Below are 15,817 nucleotides of genomic sequence, written 5' to 3'. Positions count from 1 at the left end.
CTTGCCGTCAGCCGCCACGCCGGCCACTCGCATCGCGGCCCCGACCGCCTGTTGCGATGTTACCCGGACCTGTTCGAGAAACCTGCTCATGGACATGTTCATTTCGTCGTTCAACGTGCGCCTCCGTTCCGGATTGAGTGATTGCCATAACGCAGGCCATTCATAACCTGATGCCATGGAAGATGAAATCATGCGAGCCGTTCTCGGCAGAAGTATGGGAATGCTGCGAAGCAGCGCAACGCAAAGCTGGTCGGCCTGCAAGGGCACGCCGCAACTATTGACCTGAACCCCGTTGACCTTATAGTCGTGCCGACGCGGATCATGGCGCCGGGCGAGGCGCGCGAAATCGGGGCGCAGGCCCTGTTTGGTGAGAAGAACGGCGACGAGGTGCGGGTGGTGTCGATGGATAAACTCGATGGATCGGGCGGCGGCCGCGACGCCGGCAACGCCGATGCCGCCATCAAGGCCGCCGAAGCGGTATTGGAGGGCTGATCAGATGCCAGCACTGTGGATTGCCCATGTCACCGTCACCGACGAGGATGCCTACGGGCGCTATGCCGCGCTCGCCGGGCCGGCCATCGCGGCGCATGGCGGCCACTTCATCGCCCGCGGCGGCCGCTACGTGCAGCTTGAAGGCAAGGACCGTCCGCGCAACGTGGTGGCCAAGTTCCCGTCGGTCGAGGCGGCCGAGGAATGCTACCGCTCCGATGCCTACCAGGAGGCGCTGAGCCACGCGCGCGACGCGTCCGAGCGCGAATTGCTGATCGTCGAGACCAGCGAATAGACCGCGCGCGCCCCGGATCACGGGCGCCCGAGGGCAGGCCATTCGGGTCTCCCGATACATGACCGGCACTGTCCGCGGCGAATTACCCGGGTGAGCCTATCGTTTTCATGCAGAGATCGGGCTGACCCGAGCAGCCGCGCCGCCGCTCTCGCCGGGCGGCGCGATCCTTGCGTGGCATAGTGAGGAACTCCGCCTGTATACCTGAGACGGGGTCGAATTGGTCTGACAGCACAACTCGGAGCCTTCCTCCCGGTTTACAGGATGTTGACCTCGACGCTGTCGTCGAGCGTGTTGGCGACAAAGCAGTAGCGGTGCGCGCGGTGCTGCATCTGTTCCAACTCGGCCGCGTCAACGGCGAAACCGGTGTCAAACCGCACCACCGGGTGCAGGGCGATCCGCGTCACCGACATTTGCCCCCTGGCGTTCTTGCCGAGATGGGCCTCCGCGTAATCGTGATAGCTTGCCACCGGCCATCTCGCCTTGGCGCACAGCGCAAGGAAGGTCATCATATGGCAACTCGACAGCGCCGCGGCCAGCGCCTGCTCGGGGTTGGTGTGGTCGGGATCGCCGCCCCAATCGGGGGCGGCGTCGACCTGGACGTCATGGGTGCCATTGTATTGCACCGTGTGTGCGTTGGAGTACTTGCCGGTCTGCAAAGCAGGCTCGGCGCGCTGCCAGTGCAGCTCGATCGCGAGGGCGGACATGGTCTTGACCTTTGGCGTTGAGTTGTCTGGGTTGGTTCCGGTCAGGCGACCGCGAGCTGTTTGCGCGGATCGTAGAAGGGCCGCTCTGCGACGATCGCACCCGTTTCGCCGGAATGCGTGAAAACCTCCAACGGGGTGCCCAGCTCGGCGCAGTCGGCAGACACCATGGCCAGCGCGATATTCCTGTCGAGCCGTGGCGAGTAGACCGCGGAGGTGACCTTGCCCACGCATTCGCCGCCGCGATTGACCGTCCAGAACGCGGTGTTCGGCCCCGGGAGCGGCGGGCCCTCGATGATCAGGCCCACCTGTTTGCGCGTGACACCGTTGTCGCGAATCCGCTGCAATGCGAACTTGCCGATGAACTCTGCCTCCATGTCGAGATTGAGCAGCCGGTCCAGGCCCAGTTCGAACGGGTTGGTATTGATATCCGCGTCCGCGTGATACGACAGCATCCCGCCCTCGATCCGGCGAATGGTGGATGTATGACCGGGCTTCAGTCCCAGTGGCACGCCCGTGGCCAGGATCCGTTCCCACAGCGCATCGCCGCGTGTGCCATCGCGCAGGTAGATCTCGTAACCCAGTTCGCTGGACCAGCCGGTGCGCGACACGATGAGCGGGATGCCGTCCAGCTCCATCTCGCGGAACCAGTAATAGCGCAGACCCATGATCTCGTCGCCGAACAGCGCTCGCATGATCTCGCCCGATTTGGGGCCCTGCAATTGCAGCGGTGAGACGTCCGGCTCTCCGATCGTGACATCAAGGCCCGAATGGACCGCCACGCCCTGCGCCCAGAGAAGCACATCACTGTCGGCCAGCGACAGCCAGAAGTGGTTTTCACCAAGGCGCAGCAGGATCGGATCGTTCAGGATGCCGCCCTCGGCATTGGTGATCAGAACGTATTTGCACTGTCCCACCGCCATCGTCGACAGGTCGCGCGGTGTCAGCATCTGGGTGAATTTCGCCGCATCCGGCCCGGTGATCTCGACCTGGCGTTCCACGGCCACGTCGCACAGGATCGCGTCGTTGACGAGGTTCCAGAAATTCTGTTCCGGATCGCCGAAATCGCGCGGAATGTACATGTGGTTGTAGACCGAGAACCCCTGCGCGCCCCAGCGGACGGTGGCGTCGAAATATGGCGATTTGCGGATCTGGGTGCCAAAACCGAAGTCATGAGATTGCATCATGCCGTCCTCCCTGTTCTGCGCTTGGGGCATTGCCCGGAGCGATGTTGTCAATGGAAACAGCGTAATGCGTTTGGAATGACCGCGTGACCTGAAAAACCGCACTTGGCGACACCGATCGGGCTTGGTTTCACGGGTTTGAGGTCCAAACGGACCTGATGCCCTATCGGGGTTTCCGCGCCGTGAGCTTGGCAAGGTTCGGCTGCTCGCCCTTGATCAGGCGTGTCGCGAAATACGTCATGTATCTGTCTATAGCCAAATCCGCTGATAACAGCTCATCCATCAACTCCTGGAATGCGGAAATATCGGGCACCACCACGGTCATGACATAGTCGATGCCGCCGCCCGTCGCGACGCAGTTTATGATCGCGTCGTTGTCCATTATGTGGCTCTCGAACCGGTCGAAATCGGCCTTTTGGTGATGCGTCAAAGAGACCGTCACGACCACCCGCGTCACGTCAACAACGCGCTCAAGGGCAATATCGGCATGATAGCCGCGGATGTATCCCGCTGCGCGCAAACGGGTCAGTCGCGTCCAACACGGCGTTGCGGACAGGTTCACGATTTCGGCAAGCCTGGTCTTGCTCAGCTGGCCGTGTTTTTGCACGGCGCTGAGAATGCGAATGTCCGTCGCGTCGAGTCCCGTTCGTTCTCGCACCGCTCCCCGCCCTGGTTCATGTTGAAAATGCAGACCCATTGCTTGATAACATAGTCACATGGCCCGGATCGAGTATGTGGGCAGGTGCGCGAAATTTGCATTTGTTTTGCGACGGCTTTGCGCGCGCCAGCGTCAAATTGCGCAGTGGCCGTCGCGCAAGACGGTCGCGCCAAGCCCCCGGCCCGGAGACCGTCAGCGCCGTGCGAAGCTGTGTCCCGACACCCAGCCGACGATCCATCCGCCGAGATGGGCCTGCCAGGCAAGGCCACCGGAGAGGAAGGCGAACAAGACGACATTGGCGGCGACCAGCGCCAGGATCGCCATGAGAACCGGCTGCACCGCGAGGCCCGATTGCCGCCGCATCCGGTAATCCGCGGCCTGCCACAGGCCGATCAGGCCGAAGACCGCGCCGGATGCACCGATCATCGGCCCGGCGCTGGTGGATATCAGTCCGAAACACGCCGCGCCCGCGACCGCCGACAGGAACAGCACCAGCAGCGTCCTGGTCGCCCCGACATGGGACGAGACGAATTTTCCCAGAGACAGCAGGATGACGGAGTTCAGGGCAAGGTGCATGAACCCGCCGTGCAGAAAGGCATAGGTGATGAACATGAGGACGGGCTGGCCCGGGTAAGCCGGCGGCGTTGCGCCCGAGAGGACCGGCTGCCAGAATGCCCCGAGCACGAAGGCGGGCCACCGCAGGTTTGCAAGCCCGAAAACGCCGGATTGCGAAAGGCTCAGGACCAGTTCGATCATGGTCATGACGCCCACGAGAACCCAGAGAAACCCCGGCGCGCCGGATTGCGGCGTCTGACGGGGCGGTTGGCGATCTTTTGGGGGTGCATGGCTCATGGTCGCTAGATAGCCCTTCGCGGCAACAGGGCCAAGATCGAACCGTCTGGTCGGGTCGGATCAAAGCCGCCGCATGGGCGGGATCAGGTATATCCCTGGAAATCACCCATTCGGCGCAGCAGGCTGTCCTGCTCAAGCCCCGTTTGACGCCGGTACGGGCACGCGCCTTGTGCGTAGCGGCCGGGCGTGGACGCGGCGGCGCGCTGCCCTCGTGATCGCGGCGCTTTTCCTGAGCGGCCGATCACGGCCCCCCGGATACAAGTCAGGGCATACCAGCGCAGCGCCAGTTCGAAACCGCCGGTGCCGATGGAAAAACCCCGGGGCCGGGATACGGAAACGCGACCCCGCCAATGTTCATTCGATGTCGCTTTGCGCGGAACCGTCGGAGGTGTCAGGTGCCGGCTTGCGGCGAAGGGCAAGGAGCAGGATAGGCAAGCCGGTCAGCAGGCCAAGCCCCAGCACCATCCATTGCGTCTGGTCGAAACGTCCATCCAGGGCCACCGATCCGAAATGCGCCAGCACAAAGCTGGCCGGCAGTATCCCGGCCAGTGTCGCCAGCGAAAAACGCCACAGGTGCAGGCGGCTCAGCCCGGCGGCATAGCTCATCGCGTCGAAGGAGACGAAGGGCAGCAGGCGCGAGCCGAAAACGATCAGCGTCAGCACGTTCTGAGAGCCCAGAAGCCCATGATCGGTCTTGTGCCCCAGCCAGCGCGCGACCGCGTCACGCCCCAGGAACCGGGCGATCAGGAAGGCGGTCATGGCCCCAAGCTCCGCGCCGATCGCGACATAGACGGTTCCGAGGTAATGGCCATAGGCGGCGCCCGCGGCAAGGGCGATGGGCGCGCTCGGGATCGGGCTTGCGACCACGGCGGCGATCATCACCCCGACGATCAGGACCGGCCCCCACGCGCCGGCCCCGGCGACCCAGGCCGCGACCGTTGCGCGATCGGGCATGGGCAGCCCGCCCTGCCACCACAGGGCAACCAGCGCGATCACCCCCAGCAGGAGGATTGCCGGGCGCAGGGCGCGGCGGTATGGAGCACGTTCAGATGTCATGACGGCCCTTGTGGCGTGCAAGCCCCGGCCTGCCGGTGATTTGACGGCGCTCTTCTCATCGCCATCTCGCCTAGTGGTCCCCGCACCAGAGGGTCAAGCGGTCTTGTCGAGGTGGAATGTGCCTCTGGCCCGTGACCGCGGTGGATCGTGTCGACGCGCGCGGTCCTGTGTCGAACCACAAGGATCATTTGTCATGGGTAAATTTATCAATATATTGTAAATACTTACTCGATACGTCTTTGGCCGCGGGGGGCGCCAATTGCCCAGGTCGATCCGCTACAGGTGAAAACTCGTCGCCTGTCCCGGTCTCCACACGCTCAGCCCCTGCAACAGCCATCCCTGAAGCCCGTTGCGGTAATAGAGGATGCGCTCGGGCGGAAAACCGGCCTCCACCATCTTGCGGATCGCCAGCGGCGACTGCCCGCACCAGACCCCGTTGCAGAACAGCGCGACGCGGGCGGCATCGCGGCAATCCCACCCGTCAGCCACGCGGTGGCACCCGAGATGCTCCAGCCCCTGTTCGATATCGGTGAAGGGCAGGTTCACCGCGCCGGGGATGGTGTATTTCGCGTATTGCTCGGGCTTGCGCCCGTCTGCGACCACGATATCGGGATCGTTCAGCGCCTCGATCAGTTCGAGTTCGCCAAGAGGAACGGCGCCTGCAACCGGCAGCAGCGGTTGCAGGACCGCCGGCGGGGCGGGCCGCGAGGTGCGCGCCCACTCCTCCGTCAGAAGATGATCCGTGTCCGGGAGCCGGGAGATTTCGACCGGACCGTCGGGCGTGTCGACGCTTTTGCTGACGACGCCCTCTTTGATGCAGACCGCTTCGGCATCCGCTTCAGACATCCTTTACCACCTTGGCCAGCATGTCGCGGACCTGTCCGGCAACGTCCAGAAGTTCAGCGTTTTCGACAGCCTGCATCGATGCGACCGGGTCGATGGCGGAAACCTCGATACCGCCCTCGACCTCGCGCAGGATCACGTTGCACGGCAGCATCGCGCCCACGCGCGGTTCCAATTGCAGGGCCTGATGCGCCATGCCGGGGTTGCAGGCGCCAAGGATGCGATAGCCGGAAATGTTTTCGTCGAGCTTCTTCTTCAGCGTCGCCTGCACGTCGATCTCGGTCAGAACGCCGAAACCGGCCGCCGTCAGGGCGGTGCGGGCGCGCGCGTCGGCCTCGCTCATCGTGGTGTCGGGCAGCAGGCGGTCAATGGTATAGTTCATGGCGGGTCTCCTATGGGGTTGACCCGGGCACGCGCGTCGGCGCACCCGGGGCGTGGAATTGTGCAGGTTCTTGTCGCTCAGTTGTCTTGCGGCTTTTGTTGTCCGTTCATCATGCCGGACCGGTTCTGCCCGCCCTGCATCATGCCTGACTGACCTTTCTGGCCGGGCATCGCGCCGGGTTGCATCTGTTTCATGCGCTCTTGCATCTGCTGCATCCGCTCGATCGGCGCCGACATTTCCTCGCCGGTAACCTGGCCGTCGCCGTCACGGTCGAGGAACTGAAAGCGGCGCACCATCTTCTGCCGCATGAGGGCGCTATTGAGCGCCTCGAATTCGTCGATCGAGAGCGTCCCGTTGCCGTCGGCATCGTATTCGCCGTGCAGCTTGGTCATGTCTTCCGGGGTGATCTCGTCGTCGCCATCGGCATCAAGGACCGACATCATGTTGCCCATCATGCCCATGCCCATGCCGCTGCCCATCATGCCCATACCGCCCATCATCTGGCGGTGCATCTGCATCATGCCGCCCATCTGGCCGCGCATCATGGCGCCACCGGGATGCCCCTGCTGCATCATGCCACCACCGGGATGCCACTGCTGCATCATGCCGCCATTTGCCATCTGGCCGCGCTTGCCGTCTTGATCCCACCGGCCATGGCCTTGCGATCCGTGTGCCAGGGCGGCACCGCTTGCCAACATTGTCGTGACGGCGCTGATTGCGAAGAGTCTATTGAGTTTCATGTCGTATTCCTTCCTGGAATGGTTGCAGGTTCTCTTGCGTAAGTTGACAGGGTTAACGGCGTGCCGGAGTGGGCTCCTTTCATCGTGGTAATCGCAAGCCCGACCGTTGTTGAAATGCGTATCGATGTTCGCACGACGCCTCTAACACGCGACGCGCCCCATGGTCCTGACATGGGTAAGCCCATCACGAGTTCAAGACACATTCAATAAAGCAAATGTATCATTTCGTATCAATGCTGACGGGTGACCAGTGATCGCGATCCCCGCGCAGGGTTGCAAAAGGTGACATTTCCACCCTTCACCAGCCGGGCGGTTTCTATGCTGAACTGTCCCCGGGGGGCGGGCTGACCGGTAAGGCTGCCTGCCATTGCAAAGGGCCCGCCGTCACGGCAGGAGGGCACCGGGCAGGGCGGACCAGAGCGGCGACCAGAATATCGTCGCCCCCAGAAGCAGGGCGAGTGACAGCCAGAGGGTGACGTGCGCACTGCCGCGCAAGGTTGCAGCCCCGGCTCCGGGTGTTCCGAATACTGCGGGAGCCACGACCCGAAGGTAGTAGAACAGCGACAGCACCGTGTTGGCGACGGCGACGATCACCAGCCACCCCAGGCCGGCCTCCAGGGCCGCGGTGAACAGCGCAAGTTTTCCGAGAAAACCCGCAAGCGGCGGGATACCGACGAAGGACAGGAGGGCAACGGTCAGCACGACAACCGGACCCGGATGCATTCCGACAAGCCCGCTGTAATCGGTGATCGCCGTGCGCCCCCGCAAACGGGCGATCACGGCGAAGGCCGCCACGTTGGCGATTCCGTAGACGGCCATGAAGGCGATCAGCGCGGGCAGCGCCTGTGGTGCGCGGCCGGCCACCGCGACGGCCATCAGCGCGTATCCGGCCTGGCTGACCGACGACCAGCCGAGCAGCCGTCGCACGTCGTCCTGCCAGAGCGCCGAGAGGTTGCCGACCGTCATCGTCGTCGCCGCGACGATCGCGACCAGAAGCGACAGCGCCTCGATTCCGGGCGCCAGCGCCACGACGCGGTAGAGCGCGATGGCCCCCGCGATCTTGGGCACGACCGTCAGGAAGGCGGCGGCGGGGACGGGCGCGCCTTCGGCCACGTCGGGCACCCAGGTATGGGCGGGCACCGCGCCCATCTTGAAGAACAGGCCGGTGAGGATCAGCGCGACGCCGGTCAGGGCAAGCGGATCCTCGGGGATGGCGCCCGACAACTCGGCATAGGCGGTGCTGCCCGCCATCCCCACGACGAGGACGACCCCGATCACCAGAAGCGCGTTGGCCAGCGCGCCGACGAGGAAGTATTTCATCCCCGCCTCCAACGAGATCGCCCAGTCGCGGTGATAGGCGGCCAGCACGTAGCCCGTGACCGAGGACAAGAGCACCCCGACGACCAGTTCCATCAGGTCCGCAGCGCCCGCCATCGCCATGGCCCCCAGTGCCGAGAACAGGAACATCGCATAGACTTCGCCATGCCGCCTGTCGGTGGCGAACCAGCGCGGCGACAGCCCGATGCACAGCGCCGTCAGCCCCACGATCAACACGCGCCCCCACGCCGTCGCCCCGTCCAGCGCGAAAGTCCCCGAGAATGTCAGGCGCGATACATCGGCCTGCGCGTGGGCCAATCCCGCGGCGACGGCCAGACCGGCGACTGCCAGCGCGGCACACCAGCCATGGCGGTGCTGCGGCAGGACCATCGCGAGCAGAAGTACGGCAATTGCCGTCAGCAGCACCGCCAGTTCGGGGCCGAGATCGCCGATCGGCATCTCAGCCACCCCCACCGGGAACCGCGATGAGCGCGCGCGCGTCGATCAGGCTCAGCAGCCATGCCGGCCAAAGGCCGATCAGCACCACCAACGCCAGCAGGGCGGCAAGAAGGGCGACCTCGATGCGGGTCAGATCGGTGAAGCCCGCGCGCTCTTTCGGCAGGTCTCCGAAGAACATCTGCCGCAGCAATCGCAGGAAAAGCGCCGCGGTGATCAGGATTCCCAGCAGGCCGATCGCGGCGATCCAGGGGTAGACACCGAAAGCGCCGAGGAAGATGTGCAACTCGGCCACGAAACCCGCAAGGCCCGGCAGGCCGAGCGATGCGAACGCGGCCAGCGTCGCTGCCCCGGTCAGGCGTGGCGCAGGGCCTGCGAGGCCGCCGAAGTTGGGCAGGTGGTAGTCCTGCGACCGCTGCCAGACCGCGCCTGCGATCAGGAACAGCGCCCCGGTGATGAGGCCATGCGCGATCATCTCGACCACCGCGCCGGTCAGGGCGAGTTGACGCGCCGCCTCGGACCCCAGCGCCGACCCCGCGACCGCGATCCCCAGCACCGTGTAGCCCATGTGGTTGACCGAGGTGTAGGCGATCCGCCGCTTCAGGTTTTCCTGGGCGAAGGCGACGATGGCCCCCCAGAGGATCGAGATCACGCCGACAATCGCCAGCGGCAGCGCCCATCGGGCGAAGGTCTCGGGCATCATCTGCAACGGGATGCGGATCAGCCCGTAGGCCCCCATCTTCAGCAGCACGCCCGCCAGGAGCGCCGAGGCCGGCCCCGGCGCATCGACGTGCGCGGGTGGCAACCAGGTGTGGAAGGGGAAGATCGGGGTCTTGATTCCGAAGCCGATGACGAAGGCCAGGAAGACCAGACCGGGCACCACGCCCGCGGCGGCCAGCGGCGGGGTGTCGATCAGCGCGCGCATGTCGAAGGTCAACTCGGGCATGTTCAGCGCCAGAACGATGATCCCGATCAGGATCAGAAGCGAGCCTGCGAGCGTGTAGACGAAGAACTTGAGCGCGGCGTGCTGCGCCTCGCCATGTCCCCAGCGGCCGATCAGGAAATACATCCCCACGAGGCTGAGGTCGAAAAAGACGTAGAACACGATCAGATCGAGCGTCACGAAGAGGCCGATCGACACGCCAGCGAGGAACGCCATCCATGCGTAATAGGCGCGCGCCTGCTGCAGCTCGATCGGCCAGGCGGTGGCGACGACGAACAGAAGCGCGCTCATCAGGGCCAGCGCCAACGACATGCCGTCCACGCCGACGCGCCACGCGATGCCGAGTTCGGGTACCCAAGGCACCTCGGACACGGCGCGAAAACCCTCTCCACCGCCGATCCATACCACGACCAGGGCGAGAAGCGACAGCGCGGCGGCCCCCGTGGCCGTCCAGCGCGCGGTGGTTGCGCCAAGGGGCGCCACGGCCAGGACGGCAGCGGCCAGAAGGGGAATGAGAATGGCGAGTGTCAGCACGTCAGCCTCCGAGTACAAGAAGGGCCACGGCCAGCCCGAAGCCCGCCATGAGAATGGTGTAGTAGTGATGTGCGAGGCCGGTTTGCAGTTGCCGCAGATCGGCACCCGCCATTCCGCTCAGTCGGCCCGAGCCGCCCGGGATCAGGTCGCTCAGCCGTTCGCCCAAACCCGCACCCAGCACGGCAATGGCCGAGGTTGCGGCGACCAGGCCGCCGATTGCGCCGTGCCACGGTGCCTGCATCCGGCCAGGCTCCAAGCCGTCGATGGTGTCGTCGTCGGCGCGGGACAGGGTGCGCGAGACGGTCTCGGCCAGGGCCGCCGTGCCGCGCGGGATCAGGTCGATCACGCCGTCGTCGAGCTGCGCCGCCGCCTGCGCCAAGGCATGGAAGGGACGGATCGCGCCATGTTCGTAAAGCGCGGGCAGGCCCAGCCATTCGCGCGCCGGTGCCTCTTGCCCGCTTCGCGCCACCTGAACCCCGGCGAGGATGCCCAGAGCCACGGCCGTCAGCGACGCGATCAGGCCAAGCCGCGAGGTCCCCGGCAGCGCTGCCCCGAACCATGCCGCGACGGCGTCGTGCACGGCCGGATTCCACAGGGCCGACAGCGCCAGCGTCGCGCCCGACAAAAGCGCCAGCCCGGCGATCTCGCCGCGCCGCGTCTGCGCGTCGTGCGCCGCGCCCGGCCCGAAGGCGGCAACCGCGAAATACGTCGCATAAGCGGCGCTCAGACCCCCGGCGAGGATCGCGCAGGCGGCCCAGAAGACACCCGCATGCTCGATGGCCTTGAGCATCGCCTCCTTGCTCCATCCACCCGACAGCGGCGGTACGGCGGCGAGCGACAGCGCGGCGATGGCCGTCAGCGCCGCCGCGACGGGAAAGGTGCGCGCCAACCCCATCTCGCGCAGATCGAAGCTGCCCGTGACGCGGTGCCCGATGCCGGCCGCGCAGAACAGCGCGGCCTTCGTTGCCGCGTGGACGATCAGGTGCAGGACCGCGATGCCCGGATAACCCGCGCCCGTGGTCGCGATCATCAGGCCCATCTGCGCCGAGGTCGAGCCCGCCAGCAGCTTCTTGGCGTGGGTCTGCCGCAGGGCCACGACGCCGCCGAGGATCGCCGTGCCAAGGCCCACCGTCATCGCCGCCACGGTGAAGCCCGGCGCGGAGGCCAGTTGCGGCTGCAATCGCGCGAGAATATAGGCCCCGGCCGCCACCATCGTCGCCGAATGCAACAGCGCCGAGACGGATGTCGGGCCGTCCATCGCGCGGAAAAGCCACGGTGCAAAGGGCACCTGACCGGCCTTCGACACCGCTGCCAGCAAGACCCCGAAAGCCGCCAGCACCAGCGCCCCGCCGTCCAGCGACCCGAGCGCGTCGTAGCCGACGCTTCCGGTTGCGGCGAAGGTGGCCATGACGGCAAGGAACAGGCCCAGATCGCCCGCGCGCGTCAGTACGAAGGCGAAATTGGCCGAAAGCCCCGGCGCTTGCGACCGCCACCTGTGCCCGATCAGCGCCCAGGAGCACGCGCCGACGATCTCCCACCCGATCAGGAGGGTGACAAGGTCGGCGGCGATCACGACAAGCTCCATCCCGCCGGTGAAGACCAGCATGATGCCGATCAGCCGCGGTAATCCACCGGTCTCTTCGTGGGCCGCGGCGAAAACCGTGATGGCCAGCAAGACCGCAGGCACGGTGATCGCGACGGCCTGCGCGAGCGGGGGCAGGGCGGCTTGCAGCACGATCAATCCCGACCACGCGATATGTCCGGTCTCGCCGCCCGCGGCGATCGCCAGCGCCAGCGTCGTCGCGGCAGCGATGGCCCCCAACGTCCCGATCTGCGCGCGCGATCCGCCGATGCCCCAGATGGCCAGGCCGGTCAGGGCCGGCAGATATGCCAATGCCCAGATCACTGCTTGAGCGTCCCGATGCTTTCGGTCATGTCGGCCTGCCGCTTGCGATAGACCGCGACGATCAGGGCAAAGCCGATGGCCATCTCGATCGCCATCACGGCCATGACGAGGATCGCCAGAAGCTGCCCCTCGGGCATGCCGCCAAGGGCCAGCGACCAGAACCCGATGATCGCCAGCAGCGCGCCGTTGAGCATCAGTTCGAGCCCCATCATCAGCATGACGAAGCTTTGCTGGCTGAGCGCGCCATAGAGCCCGATCCCGATCAGCGCGGCGGCCCCCAGAAGGACGATGGAAAGGGTCATCCGTGTCCTCCATGATGGTGATGCCCGCCGCCACCTTCGGGCTTCCGGCCTGCCGGCTCGCCCTCCGGGGTCAAGCCGGGCGGGCGCGATCCCTCGTCGGAGTTTCCGAAGCGGCCCTGCCGGGATGACAGGATCACTGCGCCGAGCATCGTTGCCAGAAGTGCCACGCCGGCCGTCTCGAAGATCAGCATCGACGGACCCAGCAGCTCGTGCCCCAACTCGGCCACCACGTCCGCCTCGGACAGGACCGGGTTCGACGGTAGCGGCGACAGCAGCACGGCCGCGCCAAGTGCGAGAGCCGCCAGGAGGCCTGCGCCGATCGATATGCGGTGCTGGTGGACCATCGACATCGGGTTGAGGCCCGCAGGGTTCATCATGAACATCACCATGAAGATCGCCATGACCATCATTTCGACCGCCATCATGAAGACCGTGGCGATGCCGATGTAGGGGGCCGAAAGCAGCACCCCGATGCCCCCCACCGCGACGAAGGACAGCATCAGCGAGAACGACGCGCGCACCATGGAATCGACGCGGAACACGCGCCATCCGGTCCAGACGGCGAAGGCCGCGAGCAAGGCGACGAGCAGATCGGTCATAGTGCGAACACCCCCGCCATGGCGAGATGCAGGAAGGACAGCGGCAAAAGCACGATCCACAGGATCGTCAGCATTCGGCTTGGCGTGGTGCGCGCGACGCGGCGGCCCAGCCATGCAAATATCGCCATCAGCGCCGCTGTCTTGATCCACAGCCATACCGGCCCCGGCAGCACCGGCCCCAGCGGCCCGCCCAGAAACAGCGTCGCCGCGAGGGCCGAGGCCGAGACCAGCATCGCCGCACGCGCGATTTCCCACAGCCCACGGGCCGCGCCGCTTTCCTCGGCCGAGGTTCCGGTGGCGATGTCGGCCGCGTCGGCGAAATCCATCGGCCCGCGCAGTGTCAGCGTCAGCACCACGATGGCGAAGAGCGGCAGGCCCAGTGGCTGGCGGATCACGTTCCACATCCCGCGCTGGCTCTCGACGATGGCCGGAAGCGACAGGCTCTCGGCGGGCAGGGCGGCGGCGATCAGGACGAACATCGACGGCAGCATGACCGGCAGGCCGATGGCGACGTAGCGGTAGGCGCCGATCAGTGGAAACGGCGCATTGGACGACCAGCCGTGCAGGAACACGGTGATGATCGTCAGCGCTTCGCAGGTGCCCCAGATGACGATGCCCACGGGGCTGTCGATCAGTGCGAGGCCGGGGGCGAACGGCACGACGGACAGCCCGGCGGCGGCGAGGGCGAGGTACCACACGGCGGCCAGGTCGCGGTTCAGCCGGTCCGGCGCTTCGGTTTCGATCCGCTGGCGCGCGAAGCCCGCGGCGAGCTGCGCGATGCGCCCGTCCATCGCCACGGCGAAAACCGCGCCGAGCGCGAGCGTTCCGAGGACGGCAAGGGCGAGCAGGGCGGTCATGCGGCCTCCGGCAGTCGCGCGGCGCGCAGGATCGCGGACGGGGGCAGGGAGGCCATCACCAGCATCGCCTCGGACCATTCGAGGCCCGGCAGGAGTTCGGACAGGTCCGGCGCGGTGACGGCGGCGCGGTCGCCCCCGAGAAACGCGGCGAGCCGGTCGCGCGCGTCGCCCGCGCCCTCGATCCCGCCCAGCCCGCGCGGCACGGCGCCCCGGACCCAGATCCCGCCGGGTCGGCGCCCGTGAATGGCCCGGCGTGCCGGCCCGTCGAGCCCCAGAATCGTCAGCATCCGCGCGGCGCAAAGTTCGGGCGCGTCGGCATCGACCGGCTGGGCGAAGGGCGGGTGCTGCACGGTCGCTGCAACGATCACGTCGCCCTGGAGTGTCACCTCGAGCACCAGCCCCGGCGGCAGCATCGGCGCAAAGGGACCGATCCGCGCGGTGTAGCGGTCAAGCTGCAGGCCGTCGCGGATGTCCTCTCCGGTCATCGCCATGGGCCGGCCGTAGGGGGTGCCGCCCATCATCCCCTTGCCACCTTGTCCGTGCGGCCCGACGCCCTTCCATTCGTTGGGCGGCTGATCGGGAAGGAGATCTGCCTCGTCGATCGCGCCGAGGTCGCGCCACGACGCCACGATTCGGTCCGCAACCGCGTCCGCGGTCTCGTGGGATACGGTCCAGCGCAAGGTCGCGCGCGGGTGGGGAAGCTGGTCGTGGACCCGACCCAGCGCCTCGGCGGCGTCGCCCGGCATGTCGCCCGCGACCAGCAGGATGCCCGCGTCGCGCGGCGTTAGTGCCCGTCGCAGCCCTGACCGCGCCAATAACCGCTCCACGGCCACCTGCCACCCGGGCCCGATGGCGCCAAAGACCGGCGCGGGTGCGCGAGACGCCAAGCGGGACAGGCGCATCACTCCCACCGGAACACCCCCTCGCGCCAGCCATACAGGATGCCGACCGACAGGATCGCCAGGAACATGCCCATCTCGGCCAACGCCTTGATGCCTTCCGACACGAAGACGACGGCCCATGGATACATGAACATCATCTCCATCTCGAAGGCGATGAAGACCAGCGTCATTGTATAAGGGCGGAAGTGATAGCGTTGCCAGGCATGGGTGCCGGTCGTGCCCCCGCCCAGGAACGGTGCCGATTGCGGCGCGGTGGCATCGGCTGGCGGCTGCGTTGCCCGCACCAGAAGCCAGGCAAGGACCGTCCAGCCCAGTAGGATGATCAAGGTCTGCAAATCACTGTTCCCCCATTTATTGTGGCCACAAACAACCAAACCTTTCAACAGGTTTCGGGGCGCCATCACGATGCGAGGGGGGCAAGAAAACTCGCAGCGCTGGACGTTCTAGACCTCTTGCCGAGGTGGCTTTGTTGCCAGGGGCTATCTCGGCGGCGATAACCTGACGGGGCCGTGTTGGTGGCGTGGATGCCCGCTCGTGACGGTATCGCGGCGTGCCAAACGCCCGAGACCGTCGAGGAGATAGCGCCTCGCGGCTCCGAACGGGAGCGGGTCACGTCCATGATCGGGGCCGCGCCCTGCGTGGTGATCGGCTACGTTCCGGCCATCGCCACGCAGGTCGCGGTGTTCGCGCCGTCCGGGATCGAGGCGGCTCTCGCTACGCCGCCAGATCGTATGCGACGGATCGGTTGAGGATGGTGCGTCCCCGGCTGACCCGGCTCTTGATCGTGCCCACCGTGCAGCG

19 protein-coding genes are annotated in these 15,817 nt (G+C 66.2%); 2 read left to right on the top strand and 17 right to left on the bottom strand.

Features of this window, described 5'->3' with window-relative positions; translation table 11 throughout:
• Positions 1 to 102: DUF6494 family protein (locus tag Q0L89_RS06055; protein WP_366937898.1), on the bottom strand; the 102-nt coding region annotated here is incomplete at its 3' end.
• A 204-nt stretch (positions 103 to 306) separates the two neighbouring features.
• Between Q0L89_RS06055 and Q0L89_RS06050 the strand changes: the two genes are divergently transcribed.
• Positions 307 to 492, top strand: coding sequence for a hypothetical protein (locus Q0L89_RS06050; RefSeq protein WP_296763254.1), 186 nt, complete (start codon positions 307 to 309; stop codon positions 490 to 492).
• 4 nt (positions 493 to 496) lie between these two features.
• Complete coding sequence (locus Q0L89_RS06045; protein WP_296763253.1) at positions 497 to 784, top strand: DUF1330 domain-containing protein; 288 nt, start codon at positions 497 to 499, stop codon at positions 782 to 784.
• Positions 785 to 1,038: 254 nt separating this feature from the next.
• Here Q0L89_RS06045 and Q0L89_RS06040 read toward each other — a convergent pair whose 3' ends face one another.
• The 16 genes from Q0L89_RS06040 to Q0L89_RS05965 all read right to left on the bottom strand — a co-directional run bounded on the left by Q0L89_RS06040 (position 1,039) and on the right by Q0L89_RS05965 (position 15,342).
• Positions 1,039 to 1,488, bottom strand: coding sequence for an OsmC family protein (locus tag Q0L89_RS06040; RefSeq protein WP_296763252.1), 450 nt, complete (start codon positions 1,486 to 1,488; stop codon positions 1,039 to 1,041).
• A 41-nt stretch (positions 1,489 to 1,529) separates the two neighbouring features.
• On the bottom strand, positions 1,530 to 2,672 hold the full coding sequence (locus tag Q0L89_RS06035; RefSeq protein ID WP_296763251.1) for a glycine cleavage T C-terminal barrel domain-containing protein: 1,143 nt from the start codon (positions 2,670 to 2,672) through the stop codon (positions 1,530 to 1,532).
• 160 nt (positions 2,673 to 2,832) lie between these two features.
• The gene (locus Q0L89_RS06030; protein ID WP_296763250.1) at positions 2,833 to 3,366 is read right to left on the bottom strand and encodes an Lrp/AsnC family transcriptional regulator; all 534 of its coding nucleotides are present in this window, start codon (positions 3,364 to 3,366) and stop codon (positions 2,833 to 2,835) included.
• A 153-nt stretch (positions 3,367 to 3,519) separates the two neighbouring features.
• The gene (locus tag Q0L89_RS06025; protein WP_296763249.1) at positions 3,520 to 4,089 is read right to left on the bottom strand and encodes a rhomboid family intramembrane serine protease; all 570 of its coding nucleotides are present in this window, start codon (positions 4,087 to 4,089) and stop codon (positions 3,520 to 3,522) included.
• Between the two features lie 444 nt (positions 4,090 to 4,533).
• On the bottom strand, positions 4,534 to 5,235 hold the full coding sequence (locus Q0L89_RS06020) for a VTT domain-containing protein (protein ID WP_296763248.1): 702 nt from the start codon (positions 5,233 to 5,235) through the stop codon (positions 4,534 to 4,536).
• A gap of 276 nt (positions 5,236 to 5,511) precedes the next feature.
• Complete coding sequence (locus Q0L89_RS06015; protein WP_296763247.1) at positions 5,512 to 6,081, bottom strand: rhodanese-like domain-containing protein; 570 nt, start codon at positions 6,079 to 6,081, stop codon at positions 5,512 to 5,514.
• On the bottom strand, positions 6,074 to 6,460 hold the full coding sequence (locus Q0L89_RS06010) for a DUF302 domain-containing protein (RefSeq protein WP_296763246.1): 387 nt from the start codon (positions 6,458 to 6,460) through the stop codon (positions 6,074 to 6,076). Before Q0L89_RS06010 ends, Q0L89_RS06015 begins: the two co-directional genes overlap by 8 nt.
• A 77-nt stretch (positions 6,461 to 6,537) precedes the next feature.
• On the bottom strand, positions 6,538 to 7,200 hold the full coding sequence (locus Q0L89_RS06005; protein WP_296763245.1) for a calcium-binding protein: 663 nt from the start codon (positions 7,198 to 7,200) through the stop codon (positions 6,538 to 6,540).
• A 384-nt stretch (positions 7,201 to 7,584) separates the two neighbouring features.
• The gene (locus tag Q0L89_RS06000) at positions 7,585 to 8,976 is read right to left on the bottom strand and encodes an NADH-quinone oxidoreductase subunit N (RefSeq protein WP_296763255.1); all 1,392 of its coding nucleotides are present in this window, start codon (positions 8,974 to 8,976) and stop codon (positions 7,585 to 7,587) included.
• A gap of 1 nt (position 8,977) precedes the next feature.
• On the bottom strand, positions 8,978 to 10,450 hold the full coding sequence (locus Q0L89_RS05995; protein ID WP_296763244.1) for a NuoM family protein: 1,473 nt from the start codon (positions 10,448 to 10,450) through the stop codon (positions 8,978 to 8,980).
• Between the two features lies 1 nt (position 10,451).
• Positions 10,452 to 12,356, bottom strand: coding sequence for a proton-conducting transporter membrane subunit (locus Q0L89_RS05990; protein WP_296763243.1), 1,905 nt, complete (start codon positions 12,354 to 12,356; stop codon positions 10,452 to 10,454).
• Positions 12,353 to 12,658, bottom strand: coding sequence for an NADH-quinone oxidoreductase subunit NuoK (gene nuoK / locus Q0L89_RS05985; RefSeq protein WP_296763242.1), 306 nt, complete (start codon positions 12,656 to 12,658; stop codon positions 12,353 to 12,355). Before nuoK ends, Q0L89_RS05990 begins: the two co-directional genes overlap by 4 nt.
• On the bottom strand, positions 12,655 to 13,257 hold the full coding sequence (locus Q0L89_RS05980) for an NADH-quinone oxidoreductase subunit J (RefSeq protein ID WP_296763241.1): 603 nt from the start codon (positions 13,255 to 13,257) through the stop codon (positions 12,655 to 12,657). The genes nuoK and Q0L89_RS05980 overlap by 4 nt, the downstream gene beginning before the upstream one ends.
• Positions 13,254 to 14,114 (bottom strand): complex I subunit 1 family protein, encoded by an 861-nt coding sequence (locus tag Q0L89_RS05975; protein ID WP_296763240.1) that lies wholly within the window; start codon positions 14,112 to 14,114, stop codon positions 13,254 to 13,256. Before Q0L89_RS05975 ends, Q0L89_RS05980 begins: the two co-directional genes overlap by 4 nt.
• Positions 14,111 to 14,929: a hypothetical protein gene (locus tag Q0L89_RS05970; RefSeq protein ID WP_296763239.1), complete on the bottom strand. Its 819-nt coding sequence runs from the start codon at positions 14,927 to 14,929 to the stop codon at positions 14,111 to 14,113. Before Q0L89_RS05970 ends, Q0L89_RS05975 begins: the two co-directional genes overlap by 4 nt.
• 86 nt (positions 14,930 to 15,015) lie before the next feature.
• The gene (locus Q0L89_RS05965) at positions 15,016 to 15,342 is read right to left on the bottom strand and encodes an NADH-quinone oxidoreductase subunit A (protein ID WP_296763238.1); all 327 of its coding nucleotides are present in this window, start codon (positions 15,340 to 15,342) and stop codon (positions 15,016 to 15,018) included.
• Positions 15,343 to 15,817: the final 475 nt, after the last annotated feature.

The organism is Sediminimonas sp. (assembly GCF_024637375.1).
GTDB lineage: Bacteria > Pseudomonadota > Alphaproteobacteria > Rhodobacterales > Rhodobacteraceae > Sediminimonas.
This window is presented reverse-complemented; position numbering and strand designations above follow the sequence as displayed.